The 26906-nt window shown below is 50.7% G+C and carries 25 protein-coding genes; 10 read left to right on the top strand and 15 right to left on the bottom strand.

All coding sequences use genetic code 11. The features are described from left to right. Window position 1: 1 nt before the first annotated feature. Entirely contained in the window at window positions 2–589 is a 588-nt protein-coding gene (locus VMT62_11970) for a transglycosylase SLT domain-containing protein (protein HVN97139.1), read from the top strand. Continuing rightward, entirely contained in the window at window positions 579–1157 is a 579-nt protein-coding gene (gene pgsA, locus VMT62_11965; protein ID HVN97138.1) for a CDP-diacylglycerol--glycerol-3-phosphate 3-phosphatidyltransferase, read from the top strand. The genes VMT62_11970 and pgsA overlap by 11 nt, the downstream gene beginning before the upstream one ends. Window positions 1158–1261: 104 nt before the next feature. On the opposite strand, the gene VMT62_11960 is transcribed toward pgsA, so the two are convergent. From VMT62_11960 to VMT62_11905, 12 genes are all read right to left on the bottom strand, one after another. Continuing rightward, window positions 1262–2455, bottom strand: a complete 1194-nt coding sequence (locus VMT62_11960) for a KamA family radical SAM protein (protein ID HVN97137.1) — start codon at window positions 2453–2455, stop codon at window positions 1262–1264. After that, complete coding sequence (pal, locus tag VMT62_11955; protein HVN97136.1) at window positions 2370–2903, bottom strand: peptidoglycan-associated lipoprotein Pal; 534 nt, start codon at window positions 2901–2903, stop codon at window positions 2370–2372. Before pal ends, VMT62_11960 begins: the two co-directional genes overlap by 86 nt. 68 nt (window positions 2904–2971) lie before the next feature. Continuing rightward, on the bottom strand, window positions 2972–3202 hold the full coding sequence (locus VMT62_11950; protein ID HVN97135.1) for a hypothetical protein: 231 nt from the start codon (window positions 3200–3202) through the stop codon (window positions 2972–2974). A 73-nt stretch (window positions 3203–3275) separates the two neighbouring features. Next, complete coding sequence (locus tag VMT62_11945) at window positions 3276–4199, bottom strand: 1-phosphofructokinase family hexose kinase (protein HVN97134.1); 924 nt, start codon at window positions 4197–4199, stop codon at window positions 3276–3278. A 25-nt stretch (window positions 4200–4224) separates the two neighbouring features. Further along, a complete protein-coding gene (hisS, locus tag VMT62_11940) occupies window positions 4225–5493 on the bottom strand; it encodes a histidine--tRNA ligase (protein HVN97133.1) in 1269 nt (422 codons plus the stop codon). A gap of 82 nt (window positions 5494–5575) precedes the next feature. Then, window positions 5576–6757 (bottom strand): HDOD domain-containing protein, encoded by a 1182-nt coding sequence (locus VMT62_11935; protein ID HVN97132.1) that lies wholly within the window; start codon window positions 6755–6757, stop codon window positions 5576–5578. Window positions 6758–6914: 157 nt separating this feature from the next. After that, window positions 6915–8243 (bottom strand): amidophosphoribosyltransferase, encoded by a 1329-nt coding sequence (locus VMT62_11930; protein HVN97131.1) that lies wholly within the window; start codon window positions 8241–8243, stop codon window positions 6915–6917. Between the two features lie 185 nt (window positions 8244–8428). Beyond that, window positions 8429–8767: a P-II family nitrogen regulator gene (locus VMT62_11925; GenBank protein ID HVN97130.1), complete on the bottom strand. Its 339-nt coding sequence runs from the start codon at window positions 8765–8767 to the stop codon at window positions 8429–8431. Between the two features lie 10 nt (window positions 8768–8777). Continuing rightward, window positions 8778–10646: an amino acid permease gene (locus tag VMT62_11920; protein ID HVN97129.1), complete on the bottom strand. Its 1869-nt coding sequence runs from the start codon at window positions 10644–10646 to the stop codon at window positions 8778–8780. Window positions 10647–10881: 235 nt separating this feature from the next. After that, a complete protein-coding gene (locus VMT62_11915; protein ID HVN97128.1) occupies window positions 10882–11799 on the bottom strand; it encodes a hypothetical protein in 918 nt (305 codons plus the stop codon). Between the two features lie 396 nt (window positions 11800–12195). Further along, window positions 12196–13740, bottom strand: a complete 1545-nt coding sequence (locus tag VMT62_11910) for a sigma 54-interacting transcriptional regulator (protein HVN97127.1) — start codon at window positions 13738–13740, stop codon at window positions 12196–12198. A 277-nt stretch (window positions 13741–14017) separates the two neighbouring features. After that, on the bottom strand, window positions 14018–14368 hold the full coding sequence (locus tag VMT62_11905; GenBank protein ID HVN97126.1) for a molybdenum cofactor biosynthesis protein MoaE: 351 nt from the start codon (window positions 14366–14368) through the stop codon (window positions 14018–14020). A gap of 105 nt (window positions 14369–14473) precedes the next feature. Here VMT62_11905 and VMT62_11900 point away from each other — a divergent pair, with 105 nt between their 5' ends. The 4 genes from VMT62_11900 (at window position 14474) to VMT62_11885 (ending at window position 15897) form a co-directional block, all read left to right on the top strand. Beyond that, complete coding sequence (locus tag VMT62_11900) at window positions 14474–14779, top strand: DUF134 domain-containing protein (protein ID HVN97125.1); 306 nt, start codon at window positions 14474–14476, stop codon at window positions 14777–14779. Continuing rightward, window positions 14776–15153 (top strand): NifB/NifX family molybdenum-iron cluster-binding protein, encoded by a 378-nt coding sequence (locus VMT62_11895; GenBank protein HVN97124.1) that lies wholly within the window; start codon window positions 14776–14778, stop codon window positions 15151–15153. Before VMT62_11900 ends, VMT62_11895 begins: the two co-directional genes overlap by 4 nt. Window positions 15154–15183: 30 nt before the next feature. Continuing rightward, on the top strand, window positions 15184–15411 hold the full coding sequence (locus tag VMT62_11890) for a zinc ribbon domain-containing protein (protein ID HVN97123.1): 228 nt from the start codon (window positions 15184–15186) through the stop codon (window positions 15409–15411). Between the two features lie 303 nt (window positions 15412–15714). Then, entirely contained in the window at window positions 15715–15897 is a 183-nt protein-coding gene (locus VMT62_11885; protein ID HVN97122.1) for a hypothetical protein, read from the top strand. 339 nt (window positions 15898–16236) lie between these two features. On the opposite strand, the gene VMT62_11880 is transcribed toward VMT62_11885, so the two are convergent. The 3 genes from VMT62_11880 to VMT62_11870 all read right to left on the bottom strand — a co-directional run bounded on the left by VMT62_11880 (window position 16237) and on the right by VMT62_11870 (window position 20032). Beyond that, window positions 16237–18972: a pitrilysin family protein gene (locus VMT62_11880; GenBank protein ID HVN97121.1), complete on the bottom strand. Its 2736-nt coding sequence runs from the start codon at window positions 18970–18972 to the stop codon at window positions 16237–16239. 124 nt (window positions 18973–19096) lie between these two features. After that, the gene (locus VMT62_11875; protein HVN97120.1) at window positions 19097–19390 is read right to left on the bottom strand and encodes a hypothetical protein; all 294 of its coding nucleotides are present in this window, start codon (window positions 19388–19390) and stop codon (window positions 19097–19099) included. Window positions 19391–19495: 105 nt separating this feature from the next. Further along, window positions 19496–20032, bottom strand: coding sequence for a thermonuclease family protein (locus VMT62_11870; protein ID HVN97119.1), 537 nt, complete (start codon window positions 20030–20032; stop codon window positions 19496–19498). Between the two features lie 774 nt (window positions 20033–20806). Between VMT62_11870 and VMT62_11865 the strand changes: the two genes are divergently transcribed. The 4 genes from VMT62_11865 to VMT62_11850 all read left to right on the top strand — a co-directional run bounded on the left by VMT62_11865 (window position 20807) and on the right by VMT62_11850 (window position 26441). Continuing rightward, window positions 20807–22108 carry an MFS transporter gene (locus VMT62_11865; GenBank protein ID HVN97118.1) on the top strand — a complete coding sequence of 434 codons (1302 nt, stop codon included), beginning with the start codon at window positions 20807–20809 and terminating at the stop codon, window positions 22106–22108. 274 nt (window positions 22109–22382) lie between these two features. Next, a complete protein-coding gene (locus tag VMT62_11860; protein ID HVN97117.1) occupies window positions 22383–25136 on the top strand; it encodes a UPF0182 family protein in 2754 nt (917 codons plus the stop codon). A 113-nt stretch (window positions 25137–25249) separates the two neighbouring features. Then, complete coding sequence (locus VMT62_11855; protein HVN97116.1) at window positions 25250–25981, top strand: hypothetical protein; 732 nt, start codon at window positions 25250–25252, stop codon at window positions 25979–25981. Window positions 25982–26093: 112 nt separating this feature from the next. Continuing rightward, the gene (locus VMT62_11850) at window positions 26094–26441 is read left to right on the top strand and encodes a hypothetical protein (protein HVN97115.1); all 348 of its coding nucleotides are present in this window, start codon (window positions 26094–26096) and stop codon (window positions 26439–26441) included. Window positions 26442–26906: the final 465 nt, after the last annotated feature.

Below are 26906 nucleotides of genomic sequence, written 5' to 3'. Positions count from 1 at the left end.
CATGATGCTGAGAATGCTTCTATGCTGTTTTATGCTTTTTCTCTACCCCTGTCTCGGGCATACGGCCGTATATGGTTACGTGGATGAGAACGGCACCTATCATTTTACCAATATGATTCCCGTGGGCAAGAAATTCCGCGTCGTTATCTCAGACGCGATCAAATCGATCGTGGCAAAAAGTATCGAGAACACGAGTTATGATGATCTTATTTCGCAACATGCCGCAACGAACGGCGTGGACCCCCTGCTCGTGAAAGCCGTGATGAAGGCCGAGTCTAACTTCAATCCCCGGGCGGTGTCTCACAAAGGAGCGCAGGGGCTCATGCAACTCATGCCTGACACGGCGCGGCTCATGCAGGTTGACGATCCCTTCGATCCCGAGGATAACATCAAGGGAGGCACGAAGTACCTGAGGTATCTCGATGAGATCTTCGCAGGCAACCTGGAGCTGATGCTCGCTGCCTACAATGCCGGTCCGAAAAGGGTAATCGACAACAACATGAACGTTCCGCCGTACGAAGAAACGAAATCATACATACAGAGGGTTAAGACCTATTATCACAAATTGAAAAATCCGCATGAAAGCTAAAGATGAAAAACTGCCTCTCTGGACGCTTCCGAACAGATTGAGCATCGTCAGAATTCTGTTTATACCGTTCATCATCATATGCATGGAAAAGGGCTTTCTTTTCCTTGCCTTTCTCCTTTTCATCATTGCGGGTATCACGGACGGCCTCGACGGCTTCATGGCGAGAAAATTGAGTATGACCACCAAGTTCGGTCTCTATCTCGACCCTATCGCCGATAAACTCCTCGTTTCATCGGTCCTCATCACCCTCACCTATCAACACCTGGTGCCCCTCTGGGTGACCATCGTCCTCGTTTGCAGGGAATTCATTATCAACGGTCTCAGGGCCTTTTATGCGATGGAAGGCATAACCATCTATCCCTCGTTTTCCGGCAAGCTCAAAACTATGCTCCAGATCATTGGCATAGCCTGTGTGCTCTTCAACACCGGGAACAATTTCTTTATCAGCGATGCCGTTCTCGACCAGATCGGGCTCTATATCCTTTACGCCGCGCTCTTTTTCAGCATTTTTTCCGCCTGGAACTATATCGCGGCGATTTTCAAACCAAATCCACAAGACGGTAACTGATAGGCCGCAGGGCCGTACAACGTAACTCTCTGCCGGAAGTTGACCACGAGGCTCTGTCACATCTTACGTGCGCGCGCAGATTTTTGTGATAATGAATGTCCCGTCTATGGGTTACGAGCGCATATTCCGCACTGCATGCAGGCGCTCTCTGTCCCGTCGTTCTGATAGAGACCGCAGGAACCCATCGCACTCTCGACAAGCACCTTTCTCTCTCCAGGTTCTTTTACATAAACATGATCCACAGGGACTTTTCCAAGCCCCCTGGGAATATCGAGGGCATATTGGGGCATTGCAAGGCCTGAAGCCTGCCCCCTCAAGGTTCTCATGATCTCGACGCCTCTCGCGATCTGCACCTTGAAATGGGACGTACCCGGCGCCTCATCAAGCTGAAAAAGATAGTAAGGCTTGATACCCGCCGCAACGAGCATACTGAAGAGCTTCAGAAGGACGTGGGGACAATCATTGACGTTTCGCAGAAGAACTGTCTGGCTCACGAGCATGTTGCCGCTTTGTCGCAGTTTTTTCGCAATTTCCAGAAACTCAGATGTCACTTCTCTCGGATGATTGATGTGAATGACAATCCAGAGCGGGGCGTACCTCTTTACCTCTCTGATATGGGCTTTTGTGAACCCCTGAGGAAACACAACCGGTAGCCTGGTGCTCACACGGATGATCTTGATCTTTTCCATACGGCGCAGGGCGGCGAGAATAAGCCCCAATTCCTCGGGGGCCAGCACAAAAGGATCGCCGCCGGAGAGGATGATCTCGCCTATCTTTTCGTCTTTCTCGATATACTCGAGAGAATCTCTTCGGTAAATTTGCGGGTCCCAGTCGCCTCCTACCATTCTCTTCCTGTTACAGAATCTGCAGTACATGGCGCATCGCGAACTCACGAGAAAGACAGCCCGGTTCGGATGTCTCCTGATGAGCGCCGGCGTCACCGAGTACGACTCTTCGGACAACGGGTCTTCACTTCCGCCTCGTTTTAGTTCCTCAAACGACGGTACGGCTTGTCTACGTATGGGACAGCCGGGATTATCCCTCTCCATGAGGTTGAGATAGTGCAGGGGGATCCGCATCGGATGAATGCGAGCGGGCGCATCCAGTGCTCTTTTTGTCTTTGCGTCTAGCGGGATATAACGCGGAAGGTCTTCTGAAGTTTGTAGAAAAAAAGGGAGGGTAGCTGGTGTACCCTCCTTGTCTGTCAACAAATTACGGGTTGGGGACGAAATGAGCCCTTCTGTTCTTTGCCCAGGCCTCTTCGTTATGTCCCGGGTCCAGAGGCTTTTCTTTCCCATAGCTTACCGTTTCAATGTATTTCCCATCAATGCCAAGATTGACGAGGAAATTCTTGGTTGAATCCGCCCTCTTTTGACCGAGGACAAGGTTGTACTCTACTGTTCCTCTCTCATCGCAATGCCCTTCGATTCTCATTCTCTTTCCTGCATTGGCTTTAAACCACGGGGCATCCGCTCTGAGGATAGCTGCGTCCTTTTCTCTGATGTTATATTTATCGAAATCAAAGTTGATATCGTTTAGTGCTATGCCGGGTACGGCGGTCGCCGAAGGGGTTTCCTTTACAACTGGAGCAACAGGCTTTGCTTCGGGGGCGACAGCTTGAGCCTGTTCCGGAGCCTTGGGGGGCGCGGCTTCGCCTCTCATCTGCTGCTGGAAACATCCGCAGCCGCTCATTGATATTGCGACGAGGACAACTAGCATTACAAAACCGAGTGATCTTGTTTTCATATCTTTCCCCTTCCTTCGTTGGTTAGGGTATATCCCTCTCAAGAGGGATATACCCTATATACACAGAACTACTTTTTGGCTGGTGCCGGGGCTGGTGCCGGGGCTGGCGCGGGCGCGGTTTTGTCCGGTGCCGGTGCCGTTGCCTGATCCTTTGCCGGCGCTGCTGGCGGCTGTGTATCAGCCGGTTTTGCTTCTTCCTTCGGTGCCGGCGGTGGCGGTGGAGCCTCCTTCTGGCAGCCCATTAAAGAAAAACCTGCAAGAAATGTAATAGCTAATAATAACGCAACAAGCTTCTTCATCTACTTTCACCTCCTTTCGTGATTAATCTTTACTTTATTCAATACATATATAACATCAAAGACCATATGTAAATCAAAATTTTTCAATTACCACATCTTTTTTTATCGCTTCGATTTCATCTCTCGTGCACAGGCCATGCCCGGCGCTAAGTGCTGAGGCCGTACCGGCCGCCACGCCAAGGGTCAGCGCGTCCTCGAATGAGTGCCCGCTACTTAGGCCGAAGACTACACCCGCCACAAGGGAATCGCCCGCCCCGAAAGAGCTTCGCACCCGTATTTTCGGTGGCGCTACATGAAAATTACCTTCATCGGAGATGCCCACAGCCCCTTTTGCCCCCATAGAAACAACCGTGTATTTGACCTTATCGGCGTAAGGCCGGGCATGTTCGATAATCTCCTCCACCCCGGTCAGATTTTCTCCCACGAGCCTGCCAAATTCGTGGATATTCGGTTTTATGAGGTAGGGACCCGCATCGGTGCCTCTTACGAGCGCCTCCATATCCGCGTCGAGAACCACCTTCACGTCTTTCTCTTTGAGCGTGGCAATGACCTCTGCGTAGAAACTATCACTCACACCCTGAGGTATGGGTCCGCTAAGCACAACAAAGCTCCCCGCGGGTATTTCCCGGATTTTCCCGAGAAGCCGATCGGCCTCGATCTCGCTCACGATGGGCCATGGCGTACCGAGGAGGGTTTCAATCTTCTTTTTTTTCTGAAAAATGATGATATGGGCCCTTGTCTCATCATGTATTCTCGTAAAGTCACACAGCGTGGCTTCGTCAATGAGCCGCCCGACAAGTTCAAGGCCATTGTAGCCGCCGGCAAGGCCTAGAGCGGTCGATTCTCCGCCCAATTCTTTGATAACCCTGCAGACGTCGATGCCTTTTCCCCCGGCATATCTTCTCTCGCCGGCAATTTCATTCACATCGTCGTAGACGAGTTCACCGACTTCAACGATTCTGTCAAGGAAGGGGCTGAGCGTCACCGTGTACAGCATGGAGGTCTCTCGATTTTACTCAATATCACGTGAAATGGCCACAATATTTCCCAAATTCCTCTATGATCTTTTGCGGATTCAGAGGAATTTCCTGCTGGTTCTTATTCTTCATGTCCCTCAGGACGATAATCTCCTTATCTATCTCTTCATCGCCTAAGATGAGCACGTAGCCGGCCCCCATGCTGTCCGCATACCTCATCTGTGATTTCAACGATTTCATCTCATAGGAATGGTGCAGTGTGACCCCGTGATCGGCAAACGCCTTCAAAATAGGAATCAAATGACTCTTCGCTTTTTCGCCCACATAAGCAAAAAAACACGAGGGCAACCCAAATTGCGTTTGAAAATCGATGAGCATGGCAAGCCTTTCTATACCGAACGCAAAACCGATGCCAGGCGTTTGAGGACCGCCCATCTCTTCCACCAGATTATCGTATCTGCCGCCTGCAACAAAGGCCTTCTGGGCGCCAAGTTTCTCGGAGCTCACTTCGAAGACGGTCTTTGTGTAATAATCGAGGCCTCTCACGAGTCTCTTGTTAACCTCCACGCCAACGCCGAAGTCGCTCATGTGGCTAAGAAATGTATCGAAGTGTCCTCTGCAGTCCGTACAGAGGTGATCGAACAGAAGGGGTGACTCACCTGTCACTTCTATGCATTCCTTGTTCTTGCAATCGAAAATCCTGAGCGGGTTTCTTTCAAGGCGTCTCAGACAATCTTCACAGAGTCCATCTTTCTTCGTCTCAAAATAGGCCGTGAGCGCAGCCCTGAAGGGTTCCCTGCACTGCCTGCATCCCACGCTGTTGACCTCTATTTTGTAATCATTTACGTGAAGCTCGCCGACCATAAGAGAGATTATCCAGATGAGTTCCGCGTCAATCAGAGGCTCGGCAACCCCGAAGACCTCCACATCCATCTGATGGAATTCCCTGAACCTTCCTTTTTGCGGCCTTTCGTGCCTGAACATGGGGCCTATGGTAAAAAGCTTGGTGGCCCGCTCTTTTGCATAGAGGCCCTGCTGAAGATAGGACCTCACCATGCCGGCGGTGGCCTCAGGCCGAAGCGTCAGAGAGTCGCCGCCGAGGTCCGTAAACGTGAACATCTCTTTTTCCACGATATCCGTTGCATCGCCGATACTCCGCACAAAGAGGTCCGTCTTCTCAAGGATGGGCAGTTCGATTTCCCGAAAGCCGAGCAGAAGGCAATACTTCCTGGCTATCCCTTCGATACTTTTGAACTGTGCGATTTCCTCCCCGAAGATATCTTTGAAGCCCCTCAATGCCTGTATTTTCTCCATCTTATCTCCACAAACAAAATATTTCGTTTATCATTTAGTAACACAAAAAGTGCTACGAATTAAAGCGAATTCTGTGACGATACTATCGGTCCATGTCGCTTAGGATCGTCTCCAGTCTTTTCGCTTCTTCGAGGATGATGGCTGCATATCTGGCGCTCTCAGAGGCAGGATCAAGGGCTTTTGAAAGCCTGCGCGCAAAGCCCGCCACGGTCACAAGCGGATTTCTGATCTCGTGGGCCACGGCCTGCAGCGTATATTCAACGGAAGGTTGGTGCTCTTTTCTTTCCAGTGTATCAAAGGCAGGAAGCCCGCTTTTCGACATCTCGTCACGGTACCGGGTAATCTTTTCCGAAAGCCGGCCCAAAGACCGGTTCGCCTTTTCCATGAGTTCGAGGAGATCTCTTTCTTTATTGAGTTCGAGCTTCAAGCTCTCGGCGATATCCTCAACCTGCTCAAAAGCGGCGAGAATGATGTCGTTGATAGTTTCATCGGGAAGACCTAAGGAGTTACGCACCGCGAGAAATAGCGCGTGAAAGTCTGTCTGCTTATGAAACATGGCGTGAGAAAACACCCTGGCAAGCTCCGAGACCCTGGCGAGAGGCGCCACGTTATTGTCTGCGATCTCATCGCCGTAATACTTCTGACACGCAACAATCTGTTCGGGAAACTTCCAGTACGCGAGAGCAAATTCTCCGACAGTGCGGTGGTTGATTCCACATTGTTCTTCTTCCCACCGGAGTAGTTCCTCCAGTCCGTCTAAATCAGGAATAATCACGTCTGGCTTGTGCTTGAGATACAGATCGTAAAAGATCAGAAAACCTATCTCAAGAATCAATCCCGCCACAAAGGCCTCTTCCGGATTGCAGGCTCGCAAATGCTGTGCCAGCGATTTTCCGATGAGCCCACGATAGAGCGAGATACGCCAGAAATTTTCGTAATCGAGCGATCCCACCTTTCCCATGGGAAATGTATTCCGAAGTGAGAGCGAGAGTCCCATAACACGGACCTGCTGAAATCCGATCCTCATGATTGCCGCACGAAGGGTGGCAACAGGCTGACCGGCCATGAAGAAGGCGCTGTTGGCCATCTTAAGAAGGCTTACAGCAAGGGAAGGGTCTTTTTCTATGAGTGATATGAGATCGACAAGTGAGCACGTATCTTCGGAGGCTATTTCTACGAGCTTGACGGCCACCGGGGAAAGAGTGGGGAGAGAGTAGCCTGATGCTATGCGTTTTTCAAGCACCTCCCGCGCATCTCTATCCATATGCCTGCCTCTTTAAGTTACTTATAGCAGTAACGGCGTCCTATCACAACTGCAAAATCGATCACGAAAGCGAATCGCCGCGCATCCGCCGCTTACACGTTGCATGCACCGCCGCGCTCATCCGGAATATTCTATCTCTCTTAATGCAGACGATACTTCACACCGAGAAGGGGTACTCACCGGTGAAGCAGGCATCACAGAACTGCGTGCCTACAACTTCTCTCAGTTCTGCTGTCTTCAGATACCGGAAGGTGTCCACTCCTATGAGCTTCCTTAACTGTTCATCCGTCCGGTTTGTAGCCAGAAGCTCGCCGGGCTTGGCCATTGCCATGCCCATGAGACAGGGATACCGTGGAGGTGGCGCGGTAAGCCGCATATGAATCTGCCGTGCCCCTGCTTCCCGCAATTTCGGGATCAATACCATGGCCGTTGATCCCCTGACGAGCAGCGAATCAACGAGAAATATTGTCTTGCCTTTTACCACGTCGGGGTTAATCTGAAATTTCTTTTCGGCTTGATCCAACCTGTCTTTTTCCTTTGAGATGATAAACACCCTCCCCACTTCACCAACCGTGCTTACCGCTTGCCTGTAAGGGATTCCGGCGACTTCGTGAAAACCGAGCGCCGCGGGAATGGCAGCCCGTGGGATCGGGACAATCATGTCGGCTTTTTCCGTTTCCGATTGTGCGAGCCGTGCTCCTACCTTCTCCCGGAATTCGTAAGTGTTTCTCGAAAAGACATGGCTCGCAGGGGAAGCATAATCAAGGCACTCCACGAGACAGGGGTGAGGATTGGGCGCGGCAAAAACAAACTTGTTTACACTCTTTCCGTCCATGACGACCATGTGACCCGGCTCTACATCTCCCAGCCATTCAAATCTGCCGTGAAAAGCACACGTCTCAGAAGCGACAGCAAAGGAGTAGTCGTCGTCTTCGCCTCTTCGCGCAAGAGAAAGGGGTCTGAACCCGAAGGGGTCCCTGGCGGCAATAAGAGTCCCGTTATGAAGCATGATAATACTGAACGCTGCCTGCCGTCCCAAAAAGGAGAGCGTCTTCTCCGTTTTCTCGATGATATCCGCACCCTCGCTCCTGGCGATCATCTGCAGGATGACTTCAGTGTCCGTCTCGGTCTGGAACAGACCACCAATCTCCTCCATCAACTGTCTGTAATGGGGAATGTGCCCGTTATGAACGAGTGCGATTTTTTCCTTCTTAAAACTTCCGACGATGGGCTGGCTGTTTCTCTCAGTCGCCTCGCCCGCCGTTGGATAGCGAACCTGACCGATTGCCACCGATCCGAAATAGGATCGATTGAGCGGAGAAGAATGAAAGATCGATCCGAGGCGCCTTACCTCTGAGAAGGATCCATCCTTGAGACCGGTAACGATACCCCAGCTTTCCTGTCCTCTGTGGGAGAGATTCTCGAGCCCGGCCCTCACTTCAACAAAACCATTGCCTCTACCGATGAATCCAAAAATTCCGCTCATTCCGCCTCCGTGTTCTCACATCTGATGCATCAAAACCGATATGATCTCCCATGGGCTACATTAGAAAGTATAAGTATACTACAAAACGGGAACAAGATGCTCGCAGGTAAAGCGGGGCCGTATTCCTTGCTTAAGATCAGGTCCACACGGCGCGGCCGGTTTCCCGGCCGCAGTCTCGTGGATGCCTATCCGATACTATTTTCTCTCTGTCCGGTGCTCACTCGAACGGTTTCGGTAATGTCGTATATGAAGATCCTCCCGTCTCCTGCCTGTCCTGTTGTAGCGGCGTCGCATATAGCCTGTACAATCTTGTCAACATCCGGGTCATCGACCACAATCTCAAGCTTTGCTTTGGTGAGCAAGGCAGTCTTGTATTTCTTTCCGCGAAACTCCTGTTCGATGCCCTTTTGTTTTCCCTGGCCCTCGATCTCTGTGAACATAAGGCCCGGGCAGCCAACCTTTTCCAGGGCAGCGTATACATCTCCTACCTTTGCAGGACGAATTATCGCTTCGATTTTTTTCATGACATCCTCCTTATATAGCCTCAATTCCTCGTTCGCCTGTGCGTATACGCATGGCTTCCGATGCATCAACAACAAATATCTTGCCGTCGCCCACGTTCCCCGTGCGGGCTGCTTCACCGATAATGTCCATCACGGCCTGGACATCCCATTCCCTCACGAGAACGTCCACCTTTATCTTGGGCACAAAGGTGATCCGGTCGGTATCGGAGCCGCCATTGGTACTGCCTTTTTGCCTGCCGAAGCCTTTCACTTTGGTCACGGTCATACCCATGATGTAGTCCTCTTCCTTCAAGGCATCGACAACGATATTGAGTTGCTCGGGTCTGATCATGCCGGACACCATTTTGAAACGGTATGTTTTGCGCACCGTGGTCATGGCCACATAGATGATAGCGATGACAGCCCAGCCGCCGGCGAGCATAAAACATATCTTGGCCTCTGCCTTTGCATCGGCGTTGCCTGTGGTATAGAGATAGAGGATCGCCACCACCATGAGTGCATTCACGATAACGCCCAACACCGGAATAACCGCATGTTTGAGGGCGCTGAAATCAGTCCTTCCCTTGAAGGCTATGATGGTCCAGACGCAGGTGAGCCCGTATAAGATGAAGGTCCCGAGGTTCGAGGCGAGCGCAATGCCTGTCAAACCCACCACGCTTTGAACCCCGATCACGCCGATCACTGAAACGGCAATGGTCAGCGCCACGAGTGCCATATGTGGCGTTCTGAAAGAAGGGTGGATAAAGCTTAAACCGGATGGTAACTCCCGGTCATCCGCCATGCCGGCTGTGATCCTCATCGCCGTATTCATGGCACTTAGGGTCGTACCGATAATGGCTATTGCCACCGTGACGGCCATGGTAATCATGAGCCCGAACCCTATTCCCGGCACGATACTGTCGCCCAATAGTTTCACCAGGTCACCAACAGGCGCGCTCGATGCAGAGGCCGCAGCGAGCCCCACGGTGGTGACTTTGTTCGTCACGTTTACGAGCTTGTCGCTTACCATATAATTTGCCGCAAAGTATTGGATGAGGTAAGCAAAGACCCCTTGCACGAGAAGAGAGATGATGATCGCTTTAGGGATGACCCTGCCGGGGTTCTTTGTCTCAGCGGATAGGGCCGTGCAGCTCTCGAATCCCACAAGGATCAATATTGCAATAGTCGATTGAACCACGATTCCTGTGAGTCCGTGCGGCCTCACAATGTCGATACCGCCGGAAAATGCCCATTGAACCACGTGTTGCGGGTTAGCAACACGGTACCAGATGGCCAGGCCGCTGAACACGATGAGCGTCGCCCATTGGATTATGTTGATCCCAATGGAGGTCACGGTTGATCCGGTCACCCCCCTGTACGCGATATAGGCGGTAATGATGGTAAAGACCACGCAGATGATGGCCTGATTCGTAATTGACAGATCAGCACCCGTGAATTGATTGTAGATATAGGCAATCAATGTGGCCATCATGGCGGCCATGACCCCTGAATAGGCCCAGTAAAAAAGATGGGCCGACCAGCCTGTAGCCAGCTTGGAAATACGGGCAATCGATTTGGGCCCGCTTCTTTTTTCAGCCTTCGCATCGAGCCACGCCTTCTCTGCAAAATACGCACAGGAGGCAAAACCCGCCTCAGGATAGATCTTCGCGAGCTGCGCATATGAGAGGGCCGTGAGAAACGCCACGAAAAGCGCGAGAACGATGCCCATCCAGATATCACTTGCCGCAGAGGCCCCGCTCGGCGTCGTTGCTGCAGCCTGCAATTGATAGGTAATCCACAGAAATGCCCCCGGGGCGATAAGCGCCATGGCATTCATGCTTGCCCCGATAAGACCCAATTTTGCCACTACCGTACCTTCTCTTCCTTCCGTATCAGCCATAGCACACCTCCTCTTGCGCTCTTGCACATAATATTTGTAGCCATACCGAACCGAAACTGTTCACACTCAAATTCTTTTTCATCGCAAACCTCCTACTATACCTGCCATACGTCTCGTGTTTTTTTGACCTGACCGATCAGGCTTTTACCGCCGCAAGCGGGGCCGGTGAGGTTGAGGTAGCCGACCTGACCGGGCAGGAGTTTTAGCCATCGCCTCAACGCGATGACCACAAATGTCAGAAGCTGTAAGTAAAGCCCACTCCGTAGATCAAATTATCCGGAACATATCCGTTGGGATTATAGGCAATCTTTAAGCCTGTAGCCGGATCTGTTCCAAATGTCTTGTTTGCATTCGACGAAAGCGGAAACCAGTACTGGACCAGAGGTTGAATGGTGAATGCCTTGGTCACCGGGATCGTAAGGCCGGCTTTTACCATGCCGTCATGAAAACCACGGTATTTGCTCCCCGTATAATCGCCCGTAGCTGTTTGATAGGTCTTCCAGTAATTGCTTTCTCCTATCTCGTACCCGAAGGAGGCACCAAGATCGAGGGTAATATCCTTCGGCAGGGTGAAAGAATGGGCAAAAGCCAGGTTAAAGTACGTCCCTTTGTAAGACTGAATATCCTGATACACCGAGAGGGTCGGCTTGGTCAGTACATCGAGCGCGAGCGTCAGCCAGAGCTCTTCGGTCTCTTCGGCGTACTTGAGGGCATAGTACGTATACCCGCCGGTCAAAGATAATTTGCTTATCGTATAGGTGTAGCTTAAGCTAAAGTCCGTCTCATCCCAGCCCTTTCTTCCTTCGTTTCCGAACACCGCTGACGTCGTGTTGCGCTCATTGCTATCCACATTGCCCCAGAACGTAGCGGTAAAACCTTTATAGGACTCAGTGAGCGATGGCTCAATCACAAGCCCGCTCTTACCGATCTCGTATCCACGGAATATGTACTGGTTATAGAAACCGATTGATCCGCTGCCCGTTACCTTGGGAGTCTCGGGTTCCTTGGCCTTGTCTGCCTGAGTCACGGCGTCCAGAGAGCCCGCCTGCGGGGAAACTCCGCCAACCTTGATCTCATCTGCATGGACAGAGCGCACAGCGGCAAAACCTGAAAGAACCATACATGCCACAATAACCAATCCGAACTTCTTCATGCCACACCTCCCAAAGTTTTCTCACCTGTTCTCATGGTGAGTACTGCCTTCTTGCAACCGGGAGCTTTTTTTCCTTCTCCGCTTTCTGTTGGCTCCGGAAAAAATAGAACAGGCGTCTTAGAACCAATCCAGGTTTCCAAGACGCCTGTGTCTCGCTCCTTAGACTTCAGAAATTGCAATGGCCGTGCCAGACAGATCGGATACATCATTAGGGCGTTCCCGCCACGGAACATAACGTGAAATATTTCAATATATTATATGACATATTGATTTATTGTCGGCCTCGTTTCCAGGAGGTTAAACGAGTGTAGATAGGCTGATACAAGCTACATAAATGTAGCAAATAGGCCTATTGAAGGGATGAAATGATACATTTTGGTAGTACTTGGGGCGAGGTTACTTGAATTGTGAAGGTTCTATATTATGTTTGGCGACTCTTATGCCCATCATACGTTCGGTGATGCCTAACGCCCGGGCAGCTTTGGCCATATTTCCGCGACACCGCTTGAGCTCTTCTACGATGAGTTCACGCTCTATATTAGCCATCGCGTCTTTGAAGGTGGGACCTGTTTCATGAGCCGCGCTCTCGCCCGCAGTCTGCAGGCTCGGTGGAAGGTGATAGCTGTGAATGATCCCGTCGGTCGAGAGGATGATCGCCCGTTCAATGCAGTTCTCCAGTTCCCTGACGTTACCCGGCCAATGATAATTCATGAGCATATTTGTGGCTGCCGTGGATATGCTCAGTATCCGTTTTGCATGCTCCCTGCCGTACTTTTCGATGAAATGATCGGCGAGAAGTGTAATATCTGTGACCCTCTCCCTCAAAGGGGGCACGAGGATAGGGAACACGTTGAGCCGGTAATAGAGATCTTCCCTGAATCTTCCCTCTCTCATGAGCGTTTCGAGGTCCCTATTCGTTGCCGTGATGACCCGCACATCGGCCTTTACGGTCGCATCGCCGCCCACACGCTCGAAGGCTTTCTCCTGAAGAACCCGGAGCAGCTTCGTCTGTACGGAAAGCGGTAGATCGCCTATTTCGTCGAGAAAGATTGTTCCTTTGTCCGCCGTCTCGAACCTGCCTTTGCGGGCCGCTGTGGCCCCGGTGAAAGCCCCTTTCTCATGACCGAAGAGCTCACTTTCTATGAGGGATTCCGGCAGCGCCGCGCAATTCACCGCCACGAACGGCTTTTCCGAGCGGTTGGAGCTATAGTGAATGGCGTGAGCAACCCGCTCCTTGCCCACCCCGCTTTCACCGAGGATGAGAACTGTCGCGTTTGTCTTGCTCACCTGTTCGATGAGCTCATAGACGCTTCGCATGACTTTTGAGTTGCCCACGATCGATTTTGGCCGGTATCTGTCTTTGAGCTGGTCATGGAGTCGCTGGTTCTCTTCTCTGATTTGCTTGGTTTCCTCCTGCGCACGTTGTCTTAGGCGCACCGCCTGGGAGATGCTCGACGCAATGATCGTTAAAAGTCTCGCATCTTCCTCGAGAGCTATTTTTTCGCTGGACGACCGGTCTGCGGAAAGGGCGCCGATCACCTCGCTGCCCGACTTTACGGGCACGCAGATAAAAGCGATGTCGCGTTTGTTGAGATGTTTTCGTGAGCCGGTCTTATCAAGAAATAGCGGTTCCTCGGATATCCTGGGGATGATCGCGTGCTGTCCCGTATCGATCACCCTTCCGGTAATGCCTTCACCGATGCGGTAGGTGCCCTTGGCCTGTTCTTCCGGTCGAAGGCCGTATGCCTCTTCGATCACAATCTCGCCCCTCTGTCTGTTGAGAATCGTGAGCGTGCCGCGGGGGATTTTCATGTGTTTCGCCGTCATCTGGAGAATCGGCTTGAGCACTGTCTTGAGATCAAGGCTCTCGCCGAGTCTTGTACTGATCTCAAAAAGAAGAGAAAGTTCGGCTATCTCACGCGATGTTTTAGTATCGGCCATTTGGTTTCACATATTTCCTTTACAACAAAATATATCATATCCGGGAGCCGTCGCTATACGCAATGGCTCATCGTCCCATCCGGGCGCCTGGATCTTAAGCCAATCTTTAAACAAAAACGGCGCTCGTTTTCCGAGACGCCGTCGTCAGCGACACATCAATGTGTTTACCTGATAATGGTATTATAAAAGTTGCTGCCAATACAAGCAAATTATTCCCGGTGAACCATGTCCCCCTATCAAAATATTGCCAGATCTGTACATCCCGGAATCAACGAGGTCAAAAGACCTCCTCTTCCCGCACGATCTCGCTCTTTACGGTTGTCAATAACTCCTGAAAAACGGGCAGCACATCAGTCCTGAATGTGCCCGCCACGCAGAGCTTCATAATATCATCCCCGATCTTTAGCTCGCCCTCATTGATCCACGCCTTAATATCGACAATGCCTGAGGATTTTTTTAGTCTCCCGATCACCTCTGCAAGTTTCGTCCTGTCGTAAGAGAGCTTCATGCCTTTGACCGGCCTTCCGTCCTTTGTGGTGGCCCGCACTACACCGTTATGGGCGAAGATCATCCCAAGAAGCCCCGGATCACAATCTCTCTTTATTTCGTCCATCCATCCTTCAATCATATGCGTTGCCTCCACGTTTCTTCATTATTGCATGGATCGCCCCCAGTTTCCAACGCCTCTATATTCACTCTTGACTTATTATGAGCATATGCTTATAATATACCCATGTCGCGACCAAAGAAATGCAGATGTGTCAATTGCCAACCCTGTGCTTCCTACTTTAAGCCGAGAGGCATTCCGCTTGTGGACCTTGAGGAGGTTGAGCTCACGCTTGATGAGCTTCAGGCGATCTGTCTCGCCGATTACGAGCAGCTTTACCATGAACATGCGGCTGAACAGATGAAGATCTCCCGGCCCACTTTCGGCAGGATACTCGAGGGGGCCAGGCGCAAGGTGGCCGACGCACTGATTAACGGCAAAGCCGTGAAGATAGGACAAAAACCAGATATAAAAAACGGAGGTAGTACATGAAAGTATGTTTTCCAGTAGAGCAGGACAAAGGAATTGAAAGCGCGGTATATGGTCATTTCGGAACAGCGCCGACATTTGTGGTCATTGACACGGATCAAAAGAATGTAGGGACTGTGTCGAATGCTAACATGATTCACGAGCACGGGGCCTGTAATCCCATCATGGCGTTAGGCGGCAACCAGGTTGACGCGGTTGTAGTAGGCGGTATAGGTGCAGGCGCTCTTATGGGGCTCAATGCCAAAGGCATTAAGGTCTACCGGGCCCTGGAACAGACCGTGAAGGGAAATCTGGAGCTCCTCGAGGACAACGCCCTTCCTGAACTCACGATCAATCATACCTGCGGGGGCCACGCGGGCGGATGCGCACATCATTGAAACGTATCAAGAAACTATTTTGGAGGAAATATGCCTATCTATGAATATAAATGTGAACAATGCGGCGCAGTCAATGAGTTCATTGTCTTCGCCGATAACGAAACCTTGCAGTGTAAATCCTGCGCGGGCACAGAGCTGACAAAACTCATGTCCGCTCATAATACAACGAGTTCTTCGCCCCAGTTCACAGGAGCACCCGGCGGCTGCTGCGGCTCTCCCAATTCCTGCGGTACACCCGGTACCTGTTGCGGAAACTGAGGGGGCAACAATGATCATTCCCCCTGTACATGTACGATACTTCGGATAGCCTGTCCGGAATAAACGACGCCGAAGGTTCAAAAAGCCTCGGCGTCGTCTCTACTCACGGGCATGCGGGGGAGGAGCTATACTTTAAGTCCTAAATTCGCCGCGTGTCCTCAGTCTTAGACCATTATGCCATGGCGCAGCCGCCGCGTGTGACCTCCTTTCGGATGATTGTATGACGCGCACATTTTGTTTGCAAAATGCCAAAATGTGCTATAGTATAAAGGAACGCGCGAGCGTGTTGGAGGGTGCATGGGGATGGACAAACTCAAGAAAATATTGTACGGCGTCAATTTGGTTATAGCTTTAGGTGGTTTCGTGGCTATATTCCTGGCGCGAAGCGTTATAGTCTTGGCAGCCGGGTCGATCCTTGTCTTTATCGGACTTTTCCTGTTCCTCTGCATGCGGGAAAAACAAAGCCGCACGCGAGTCTCTCTCTGATTCGTCTTCTTTAACTTACCGGGGAAGCGAGGCGTAATCCCTTTCCGCCCTGGCGTTTTCGTTTATCACGAAAATAATCGGATTATAGAGATTCTGCGCTTTGAGGGCGTAGAGTATTGTTGACTGTAATCGTTGTCGAGCAAGCCTTTTCAAACTATAAAGATTTCAACTGGTAATGAATGTTGACTGAAATGGTGATTTTGAAGGGTTTGTCCGGTATATCACCTTTCAAATGGTAATCCCGCCTTGCGAAATGAACTACAAAAGTACGCTCACTGCACGAAGAAATTCGCTCTGTTATCCGTCAAAGCACAAGGCACACATTGCGAGCATGAATTATTACCTTCCCGGCGGCCCTTCCACTATCTCGACCAGATCGTCAGGCCTCAGCCATTTGACATAGGCCGCTTTGACCTCCTCCGCAGAGAGGGCGACGTACTTCTTGGCGGCGAGGATCGGTTCGTCGAGGGGCTGTAAATGGTTAGATAGATCGAGAAGTTTTTTGGCAACCCGGTCAACGCTCGATTGTGATAGCGGAATCTCTCGGAGTAATAGCGCCTTGGCCCGATCGAGTTCAACACTTCCCACGGCTTCTGCCTGCATCTGTTTCAGGTCACGGACCACTATCGCCCGGGCCTTTGCGGCATTGCCGGGATCGCAACCGTAGAGGACGCGATATACTGTCCGCTTCACTCCCACGTCAAACTGCGATACGACCGTATAGACGAGACCCGTCTCTTCTCTCAGATCCCGGAAGAACCTGGTGGCATAGAATCCTCCGCCGAGCACATGATTTCCCAGCTCAAGGGCGTAGTAGTCAGGGTTTGATCGTGTGAGGCTAAGCGTTTGCGCCAGAGTCACTTGGGCCTGAATTCGGCTCTTGTCTGGCACATCGGTAGTCGAAGGCTTGTTGTCAGGTACAGGGGGCGGATATGTGTCCGGGGCTTGCCCTGTTGCCTTCCATGAACCGAAATATTTCTCGATGACCGAGCGGGCCGTATCGGGTCTCACCCTGCCTATCACGACGATCGTGGTCACGTCGGGCCTAAAGACTCTCCCGTAATATTGCTTCACATCATCGAGCGAGAGGGTCGAGACGCTCTTTGGGGTGGCTTCCCTCAAAGAAGGATCTCCCTTGGGGAAAAGCGCCTCCACCAAGGCTTTTTTTGTCAGATAATCCGGGCTTTCGAGGCGGCCTGCAACGGTGGCTGAAACCTGGGTTTTCACGGTCCCGAAGGCCTCTTCCGGTAAACGGGGATGAAGCTCGTTGTCGGCAAGGAGCTCTACACCACGCTCGAACTGTTGAGCCAGTACCTTGAGACCGAAATCGGCTCCTGCCGATTCCTGCGCTCCGATATCATCGAGGGCCTTTTGAAAAGCAACACGGTCAAGGGTAGTCGTCCCGTAGGAGAAGAGTTCATCCAGCACCTCGTCCACACCCTCCTTCTCTCCCGGGGTCTCCATACCCGGGTTGTTCCTGACGCTACCGTAGACGCTGACCGTATCGCTCACCGATTCCGGCAGAACGATGAGCTTGAGGCCGTTCGGTAGTGTCCTAGCCACCGGGTTTACTGTGGACTTGGGGATTTCCAGGCGTCTGAGAGCTTTCTGCGCCCATAGTGGCAGCTTAACAGGCTTCACGTGGGTTGGGACGAAGGATTCAACACCAGGACCATGCGTTTTGGCAGAAGAGATCTGGCCGGAAGATTCAGGGGTGAGGATTGTGACGATCGAATGTTCCATGTCGAGGTACTTACTTGCCGCGCGGCTGACTTCTTCCGGAGATACCTTCTCGATGTCGTGGAGCACTTCCTCAGGCGACTGCCTTCCTTGGAGGGCGAGCGCATTGGACCAGCTTTGGGCGAGCCCCTGGATCGAATTCTTGGCCAGCTCCGCCTTCACGTGTCTTGTCCGTTTGGCCGCTTCAATCAGATCGTCGGGAAGGCCATCTTTCATGGTATCCGCGAGTATGTGTTGCATCTCCTTCGTCAGACTGTCCTCATCAGCCCCTCTCGGAAAAGCTGCGATGGCGTAACCGAGACCCCCATCAGGCATTGTATCGAGGCTGAATCCCGTAAAAAGGGCCTTACCCTGCGGTACGAGATCGGAGAGGGCGCTCCGCTCGTTGCTCAGGGCGTCCGCGATAATGCGACAAGCGGGATAATCGGGGCTATTGTACCCCGGGAAACGGAAAGCGATGACGATAAGTCCATATGCTTCGTCTGTTGTGAGTCGGATCGCTTGAGGCACGACCGGCTTAAAATGAAACACAGGCTTTGGGGGAAGCTTTTTTGGAAGAATACGTTCAAAGCGGCGCTTCACCTGGACAAGAGTTTTTTGCGGATCGACATCCCCGACGACAATGAGGATCGCGTTGTTTGGTGCATACCAGGTTTCCCAGAACTTCTTGAGCATTGCACCGGTCGTCTTGTTAAATGAGTCAACTGTTCCAAGTGGGCTTTCCTCATAAGGCGTGCCTTTGAACATCTCGGCGAGCAGTTTTGTGTAGAAGATGAATTCCGGACTCGAGTAGTCCCTCGTCACCTCCTGCTCAATCGCTCCCCTCTCTTCGCTCCACAACTTCTGGCTGTCAAGGACCCCATTCATCCTGATCGCCTCTATGCGCAGCGCCACATCCAGGTCGGCGGAGGGGACCGTCAAGAAATACTGCGTGACGGTCTGCTGGGTGTCCGCGTTGAATTCACCTCCCATGGCTGCGGTTATGGCGGCGAGCTGATCGGCGGAGAGTCCGGGACTTCCCCTGAACATCATATGTTCCTGCGCGTGGGCTGTTCCGGGGAATCCCTCGGGCGCCTCTACGGAACCCGCCATATAGTTCACCATAGTAGTCACGACGGGCGCCAGCGCATTGCGTACGATGACGACCTTCAAACCGTTGTTGAGGACGGCCCGGACTATACCGGGGTTAGAATCCGGAGTTTTGGCGTAAGCCGGTATTACCAGGGCTAAAAGGAGCAGAACGGTAAGTCCCGTCATGAATGCGGTTTTCCACCGCGCTTTGCTTCTGCCGCATAACTTGTATGGCTTCCCGCCATGGGATGGTTTTCCTTTCACTTTCTGCCTCCTGAGACGTCCACGGTGGTAGAATATTGGCACAGGTGAAGCATAAAGCCCGGGATCACGTATTGTCAACTTTTGTGTCAGTTGATCAGCGTGGTATGAGGTCATGGTCAACGAACTAACCCAGCGGTTCCCATAAGAGGAAGTCAACAGTTTTGATAAGGGTGGGGTCGCAAAGATGCGGTGCCGCGCTGCCGATCATCATGAATGGAAGGGCCTCGAGGACGATGGCAACGAAGGTGACCGCCATGGTCCCGAAAACCGGGGTACCGGCATACAGGAGGAGGGCGGTAAGGGCGGCGGCTAAAAAGAGACCGTCGATCAGGATGCCGGAAGTCGGCCCCTTTCGAGGCCCGTCGGCAGCATCATTGCGATTTCTCAGCAGGTTTTTTATATCGAGTAAAGTATGCAATAATCACGCAAATCATTTTATTTTTGCAACGCTATTATAAACCAAACTCATTTCCTAATCTTGACGACAAATGCACACCCCCCGAATATTTAATATATTCTTCGCTCATGGTTTACATACCTTATCCGGTACATATCCGATTTTGATTGCATCACTTCTATTCCGGAAAATAATTCTATTCTTCTCGGGAATTTTAGGAACAGATTTACATGATGGCTGATAAAAGACATAGATCCTTTTATTTCCGACATAGAACGCCTCAGTACCCTTCTTGTTCTCCTGCCAGAGGCCCTTATCGGTCTGCATGGCCTTTTTCTCGTAATCGAGGAGCATGTTTTTATATTTTTCATTCGGGGGGACGATATGGGCTTTTGCGTAGCCAAGTTTCACGAGTTCTCCATTGACGAAAGTCTTCTTCACAAAAACATACGCAAGGATCCTTCCTTCTGTATCTTTCTGTTCTTTATCAAACTCAAGCCTTACTTTCTTCATGAAAACCAGTTGGTTGTTATATTTTTTTGCCTCTTTGGCGAAAAACGCAGATCCTTCTTTCAGGTTTATCTGCGGTGCTTCGACACCGATATATTTGACGGTTTCCCCTGTGTCGAGCTGGATCGTATCACCGTCAATAACCTTCTTCACGAGATACTCTTTCGCAACAAGGCCACTTGACAAAAAGAGCAGAGTGAAAAAGAATATAAAAACAGCAAGGATTTTTTTCATGGAACACATTACGAGAGTTTTCCGGAATGATAAGCAGCTATGTGTGAACCCGGACAGTCTGTGCGTCTATCTTTCACGATGACCTGCCTTCTTGGACTCTATATGGAAAACTGATGAAAGCGGGACTTTGACATTCTCCGTTATATTTGTCTCGACTCTATTCTCTGACATTTTCAATGAAAAGGCAAATGTTTAATATGAGGAGAGAAATCATCGATCCCACAATCGAATGCCGTCGAAATCTTCACATCGGTTTCATAGGTTTTCTCCCTCGTTAGACTTGCGAAGAGATTCACAGTCCGAACGAGTCACTGAAACAGATCGTGGCCCTTTCGCGCCACCCCAACTTAGTTCTGCCTCATCTGCATTTCAATCCATAATGCGCAGTTTTTCACGATGCGTCCAATTCAAGACTTGTAGGTGAAAGTGTTATTCATATCTCGTCTCGAGAGATATCAACGCACCAGCCAAATCTTGCTTACCCTCAAAGACTACTCCTGTTGGTTTTAGTTAGGGATCGGGGGTCCGACATATGCCTATGGTTTCAGAGAATCGCAGGGGGCAGGTCTTCCTTACTTTCAGAGCCGGAGAAGACGGCGTTTGATCGGAGTCCTCCTCCGGTATGGTTGCAACGAACTTCAGTCCATATTACACTACAGTATAAATCGCGTTAGACAAAGGAAATGAGAAACTATGAACACAGCATCATCGCCAGACAAACAATCAGCCCTCGGATTCATGGGAAGGGCCTTTCGTTACAGGAACTACCGGCTTTATTTCGGAGGCCAGGGTGTTTCTCTCATCGGAACATGGATGCAGCAGATAGCCATGAGCTGGCTTGTGTACCGTTTGACGAATTCCGCTTTTTACTTAGGCCTCATAGGATTTACCGGTATGGCGCCCATGTTCTTCCTTACCTCTTTTGCAGGAGTCTTTATCGATCGAATGCATCGCCGTAACCTGCTCATCATTACCCAGATACTCGCTACAATACAGGCATCCCTTCTGGCATTTCTTACCTTGAGCGGTCATGTTCATGTCTGGCATCTGGTCATCTTAAGTCTTTTCCTTGGCTCAATTAACGCCTTCGACATGCCGGCCCGTCAGTCTTTTGTCATCGAGATAGTAGAAAACAAAGAAGACCTGGGGAACGCTATTGCGCTAAATTCTTTTATGTTCAACAGTGCACGGCTCGTGGGTCCCTCAATTGCCGGCCTCGTGGTGGCCGCCATAGGCGAAGGACCTTGCTTTCTTCTAAACGCCGTGAGTTTCCTGGCCATTATCGGCACGCTGCTCGCCATGAAGATACCAAGGCGTAACGACGAAAAAAGATCTGCTTCGCTCTTTCATGGGTTTAAAGAAGGGTATCGATACGTGCTCGGTTTCCCACCCATTCGATATGCCCTTTTTCTTTTAGCCCTTACAAGTTTAGTGGGAATGCCGTACGTAGTCCTCATGCCCATTTTTGCTAAAGACATCCTTCATGGAGGACCCCATACGTTGGGCTTTCTCATGGGTGCTTCGGGTGTCGGCGCTCTCGTGGGCGCATTGTATCTCGCACCCCGTAAATCTGTACTCGGTCTGGAAAAGCTTATCTTCATTGCTTCAAGTATTTTTGGCGCGGGACTTGTCGTTTTCTCTTTTTCCCGCTACCTTCCATTCTCCCTTTTTATCCTCCTCTTCACTGGTTTCGGTATGATCATCCAGATGGCTTCAACGAACACCATTTTACAGACAATCACCGATGAAGATAAACGGGGGCGTGTCATGGGTTTTTATACAATGGCATTCGGGGGCGCGGCCCCCTTCGGAGCCGTCATGGCAGGCAGCCTTGCAAGCAAGATAGGCGCTCCTCACACTGTTATCATAGGGGGAACTATCTGCATCATCGGTTCTCTCTTTTTCCTGAAAAAACTTCCCCTCATTCAGCAATCGGCGAGATCTGTTTACGTAAAAATGGGTATCATCAGAGAGAAACCTGTGGAGCCGAAGTGAGGACTATTTATAAGATTGCATCACGACAATCGAATGCCATTTGAAATCTGCATTTTTTCGTAAGGAACGCAGGTTGTCGATTGCAGAAAAACGATAGACCGCCGACGTGAACGCAGATTTTGTGGAATGCGAACAACGAGCGCTACCAGGAAAACCGCTTTTGTTTGCAAATCCCCGACGAAAAGATTAGTATTGTTGGGAACCCCGAAAAGTCGGTCATAGCTATATACGATGTGAAAGAAACAGAGTCGAAAGAAAGGAGTAGGTGATACGCGTGAATGGACCACTAATCTTTCAGGATAAAGGAAATGGCCACGACAACCAGGGTGGAACAAGAGTAGGTAAATCGAGGCGGATGAAATTCGTCGGGTTTCTGGTACTCCTTTTCGTGCTCCTCATCGCCGCGGCGAGGTCTTCGGACTGGCTTGTTGACTGGCTCTGGATGAAAGAGGTGGGTTACACGGACGTATTTCTCCGTCTCTTCTCGCTCAAAGTGGGTCTGTTCTTCATTACATTTGTGACGGTTTTTCTTTACCTCTGGATCAATCTGAGAATTGCCGCGGGCGCCTATTACCACAAGGGAACACCCATAAGAATAGCCAGTATCCCTGAACTCTATGAAATGCAGACAAATCCATGGATAACAAAGGCCCTTATCGCTCTCGTTTCCCTCGTGCCTGCCCTTCTCTTTGGCCTTGCCTTCTCATCGGGTTGGGACACTTTTCTGCGGTTCTATTGGGGTGGCTCCTTCGGTCAGGTGGATCCGTTTTTCGGCAAGGACCTCGGCTTTTACATGTTTCGCCTCCCCTTTTACGGGAATCTCCGCGACGGCTTCGCGGTACTTGCCTTCCTTGCATTACCGGCTACCTTTCTCGGTTATATGGCCACCGGTCAGATCGCGTTTCCCACAGCCCGCTTCCAGAATACCCGCGCAAATACTCATCTTGCGATCCTCTTAGTCCTCTTCCTAATTGCCTGGGGATCAGGCTACTACCTTGATATTTTCCAGCTTTTTTACGAGAAACGCGGTGTGGTCTTCGGCATGGGATATACCAATTATCATGTAGTCCGTATCGGACTCTGGGTGATGATGGCAGCGACCCTTGTTCTTGCCGTTCTGGCTTTCCTGAAACGCAACCGTGTAGGCATTGTTTTAGCCGGAATCGGCGGGTATCTCGTGGTGATGATCCTTGCTCTCGGGATAATTCCGTCCTTCTTTCAGTCTTTCGTGGTACAGCCAAATGAGCTTTCCCTGGAAAAACCCTTTCTCGAAAAAAACATCGCCTTTACGCGCAAGGCATATCAATTGGACCGGGTGGAGGAGAAGGTTTTCTCGGCAGGAAGCGACCTCACTCTGGCCTCTCTTTCCCGCAATCAGGATATCTTGAAGAACATCCGCCTTTGGGACCACCGGCCCCTGCTTCAGGCATTTCGGCAGACGCAGGAGATGCGTCTCTACTACCGCTTCTACGCGGTTGATGTTGATCGCTACTTATTCCCCGGCGAGGGATACCGTCAGGTAATGGTTTCCCCTAGAGAACTGAGTACGCAGGTGCTCCAACAGGCCCAGACATGGGTTAATCAGTACCTTGAATTCACCCATGGTTACGGGTTGGCCATGAACACCGTGTCGGAGATCGGTGAAGGAGGGCTTCCCCGCATGGTGGTGAAAGACCTGCCTCCCGAATCATCCCTGCTCAAGATAACCCAGCCGGCAATTTACTACGGCGAGAGTATGCCGGGATATCGGATAGTAAGGACCGGTGTTGAAGAATTTGACTATCCGAAAGGTGATAAGAATGTCTACACCCAGTATGAGGGGAGTGGCGGCATTCCGCTCAACAGCTTCTGGAAGAAGCTCCTTTTTGCCTGGCATCTCTATGATGGTAATATTCTCATATCGAACTCAATCCAGCCAAAGAGCAGGATACAGCTCTATCGGAGGGTAGCTGAGCGGGTGAGTCGCATTGCGCCATTCATCACCTTTGATCGGGACCCCTATATGGTGGTGAGTGAAGGCAGGCTTTTCTGGATCATTGATGGTTACACCACGTCCATGGGTTATCCCTCGTCCGATCCCTACAAGGAGGGCTTCAACTATATTCGCAATTCGGTGAAGATAACCGTGGATGCCTACAATGGATCGGTCTATTTCTATGTGAGCGATCCTGACGATCCCGTGCTTCGTGCCTATAAGGGGGCTTTTCCCGGTTTGTTCAAACCCTTAAGCGAGCTTTCTGCCGACCTCAAGGCACATCTGCGGTACCCCGAGGGTTTATTCCGTATCCAGGCGGAGAGACTCACCACGTACCATATGACCGATCCGAGAGTCTTTTACAATAAGGAAGACCTGTGGGCCATGCCCAATCAGAAGTATGCAGGCCAGTCGGAAGAAATGGAGCCCTATTACGCTATTATCAGATTGCCTGAGGAACAAAAACTTACGTTCCAGCTCATGCTCCCCATGACGCCCCACAAGAGGGAGAATATGATCGCCTGGATGGCCGCCAACTGCGATTTTCCCGATTACGGGAGGCTCGTGGTCTATCGTCTTTCAAAAGACCGCCTTATCTATGGCCCCATGCAGATTGAGGCCATGATTGACCAGGAACCCACCATTTCTCAACAACTCTCTCTTTGGGATCAAAAGGGCTCACACGTGATACGTGGCAATCTCCTCGTCATTCCTATCGAGAGCTCATTCCTTTACGTGGAGCCTGTCTATCTCATTGCCGAAGATGTGAATATCCCTCAACTCGTTCGGGTGATTGTCGCTTACGGCAGCAAGGTGGCCATGCAGCCCACCCTTGACGAAGCTATAAAAGCCGTCTTCAGCGGTGCTCCCGCCGCTTCCGCAACCACGGAGGTAAAGGGTCCGGTGCAAACCCCGACCCCCACCAAGGCCTCGGAAGACCTTTTGAATCAGGTGCGCAAGAGGTTTAACGCGGCCCAGGATGCGCTGAAAAGAGGCAACTGGGCTGAATACGGTCAGGCCATGGAAGCCCTGAAGGAGTTACTGAAGCGGTAGAATGACCGCAGTCTGTAACGAAGAGTGGGCCAAGCGATATGTTCTTTTGGCAACAATAGCATGAACAATATTTATGGACGACACTATTTCGATCGTCTATTTTCATGGATACTATGATAGAAACAGTAGCCAGTATTCTCGGTAGATGTCACGACTCGACCACTAACATCAGCCCAACCATCCTCTATAGTGAAGGCTGGATGACTCGCCTTCTTGTTGCAGTTTCCATCGATGCCGGGATACATTTTCAGGATATTGATTTCAGCAGGATTCAAAACTGGTATTCCGAGGGTCTTTTGTCTTCACCATTCTTGCCGAGGACAAGAACGGACAGACTCGCGGAAGGTTACACGCATACCGACATGGCTCTCGGTGATTTTACAGTTGATTCTTCTGTTCGTGGGGATATCTCTATCACGGGTTCTGAAGGCATTTTCGGTGTCATAGAGGCGAAGATGGGAAGTAGGTTGAGTCCGGGCACAAAGCATGTGCCAGTTTACAATCAGGCCAGCCGTAACCTGGCGTGCATAGCTTTCAATACCCTCTCTACAAGGCACAGAATTTTCTTTATTGTGGCTGCACCGGAGAAAAAGATAGAGGAGCATGAGATGAGAAAACAGGTTGACATGAAAGTAATGCTTGCGCAGATCGCGAATCGTTTCGACTTATATGAAAGACAGAGTCCAGTATATGCCCTTAAAGAGGAAGTCCTTCGACGGGCAGGTCAGTGCGTATGTTCCGTGATATCATACGAATCCTGGCTTGAGAGACTTGGCCCCCACGGCAGCTATTCACCTCTCGTTGAGTTCAAGGAAAGATGCTATGCGTTCAATAAGATTGCCTAGCAACTTAAGCCATATCCCAGCGCATATTGAAGCTCCACCAACGTTCTAATGAGCCATGAGTCTCTGGTATGAAAACCTTATTTTGAGCCTGTGTGATTGCGGGGATAACCGGATGGAACAGGCGCAATGTATTCTTCGCTATCTATCCATGCGGGTTCCACGCCTCTGGTGGGAACGCGGGTTATCTACAGGCCGCATTGACAAAACCCATGCTTCTATAATCCGTATGTTTTCAAAGGAGCTATCATCCATTCTTCATCTCGAAAACGACAGTACGATAGCGCTGCTGATAGCATTAGCTTTTGCGAACGATCCACACGCGGAAATTGGTTTAAGTGCCATTGACGAAGGAAATAGTATCGAGGATTATCTTATGAGGGCAAGGGAAAAGCTGAAAGAACGTCCCGATCTGGTCAAAATAGCGGCAATGATCGAAAATGAATCCCAGCGCGACGCATAACTATTGGTCTTCAGAGAATTATACAATTGAGGGGATAAGAGAAAGTCTTCGATACTCGCAAACCATTGATAATAAAGAGCGCGCCCGCCGAGAATCGAACTCAGAACCTACGGATTAGAAGTTATTTAAAAGGGATAGCCCGCGTTTGCCATTCTTTTCTATTCTGTTCTTTTTATTGCCCTTCAGCCGAGTTAATAAAAGGTGGGCTATCTCTTCTTTTCCTTTCTTTTCTATATGTGAACTATACAAAAACTATACAGGCCGACGTGGTGATGCAGGAGGGAGAGAAATTCCCCCTCTCTGCATATCCGAAGCGCACACCAGTTCTTCCTCCTACCATTAATTCCTGTATAACTGTCATGTAAGCAGGTAAGATGTGCCCCAAGAAAGGCAGGGGGACTTAGTACTTCCTGGGTCGCCGAACCCTTATTTTCAGTCTGTCCCCTGCCTCTTGGAGCCATAATA

The sequence above is a fragment of the Syntrophorhabdaceae bacterium genome, from assembly GCA_035541755.1.
Classification (GTDB): domain Bacteria; phylum Desulfobacterota; class Syntrophorhabdia; order Syntrophorhabdales; family Syntrophorhabdaceae; genus PNOF01.
This window is presented reverse-complemented; position numbering and strand designations above follow the sequence as displayed.

What these genes read in the sequence shown, in the direction of transcription:
- VMT62_11970 (HVN97139.1), top strand. Translation starts at nt 2, where the DNA reads ATGATGCTGAGAATGCTTCTATGCTGTTTTATGCTTTTTCTCTACCCC.
- pgsA (HVN97138.1), top strand. Translation starts at nt 579, where the DNA reads ATGAAAGCTAAAGATGAAAAACTGCCTCTCTGGACGCTTCCGAACAGA.
- VMT62_11960 (HVN97137.1), bottom strand. Translation starts at nt 2,455, where the DNA reads ATGGGAAAGAAAAGCCTCTGGACCCGGGACATAACGAAGAGGCCTGGG.
- pal (HVN97136.1), bottom strand. Translation starts at nt 2,903, where the DNA reads ATGAAAACAAGATCACTCGGTTTTGTAATGCTAGTTGTCCTCGTCGCA.
- VMT62_11950 (HVN97135.1), bottom strand. Translation starts at nt 3,202, where the DNA reads ATGAAGAAGCTTGTTGCGTTATTATTAGCTATTACATTTCTTGCAGGT.
- VMT62_11945 (HVN97134.1), bottom strand. Translation starts at nt 4,199, where the DNA reads ATGCTGTACACGGTGACGCTCAGCCCCTTCCTTGACAGAATCGTTGAA.
- hisS (HVN97133.1), bottom strand. Translation starts at nt 5,493, where the DNA reads ATGGAGAAAATACAGGCATTGAGGGGCTTCAAAGATATCTTCGGGGAG.
- VMT62_11935 (HVN97132.1), bottom strand. Translation starts at nt 6,757, where the DNA reads ATGGATAGAGATGCGCGGGAGGTGCTTGAAAAACGCATAGCATCAGGC.
- VMT62_11930 (HVN97131.1), bottom strand. Translation starts at nt 8,243, where the DNA reads ATGAGCGGAATTTTTGGATTCATCGGTAGAGGCAATGGTTTTGTTGAA.
- VMT62_11925 (HVN97130.1), bottom strand. Translation starts at nt 8,767, where the DNA reads ATGAAAAAAATCGAAGCGATAATTCGTCCTGCAAAGGTAGGAGATGTA.
- VMT62_11920 (HVN97129.1), bottom strand. Translation starts at nt 10,646, where the DNA reads ATGGCTGATACGGAAGGAAGAGAAGGTACGGTAGTGGCAAAATTGGGT.
- VMT62_11915 (HVN97128.1), bottom strand. Translation starts at nt 11,799, where the DNA reads ATGAAGAAGTTCGGATTGGTTATTGTGGCATGTATGGTTCTTTCAGGT.
- VMT62_11910 (HVN97127.1), bottom strand. Translation starts at nt 13,740, where the DNA reads ATGGCCGATACTAAAACATCGCGTGAGATAGCCGAACTTTCTCTTCTT.
- VMT62_11905 (HVN97126.1), bottom strand. Translation starts at nt 14,368, where the DNA reads ATGATTGAAGGATGGATGGACGAAATAAAGAGAGATTGTGATCCGGGG.
- VMT62_11900 (HVN97125.1), top strand. Translation starts at nt 14,474, where the DNA reads ATGTCGCGACCAAAGAAATGCAGATGTGTCAATTGCCAACCCTGTGCT.
- VMT62_11895 (HVN97124.1), top strand. Translation starts at nt 14,776, where the DNA reads ATGAAAGTATGTTTTCCAGTAGAGCAGGACAAAGGAATTGAAAGCGCG.
- VMT62_11890 (HVN97123.1), top strand. Translation starts at nt 15,184, where the DNA reads ATGCCTATCTATGAATATAAATGTGAACAATGCGGCGCAGTCAATGAG.
- VMT62_11885 (HVN97122.1), top strand. Translation starts at nt 15,715, where the DNA reads ATGGACAAACTCAAGAAAATATTGTACGGCGTCAATTTGGTTATAGCT.
- VMT62_11865 (HVN97118.1), top strand. Translation starts at nt 20,807, where the DNA reads ATGAACACAGCATCATCGCCAGACAAACAATCAGCCCTCGGATTCATG.
- VMT62_11855 (HVN97116.1), top strand. Translation starts at nt 25,250, where the DNA reads ATGATAGAAACAGTAGCCAGTATTCTCGGTAGATGTCACGACTCGACC.
- VMT62_11850 (HVN97115.1), top strand. Translation starts at nt 26,094, where the DNA reads ATGGAACAGGCGCAATGTATTCTTCGCTATCTATCCATGCGGGTTCCA.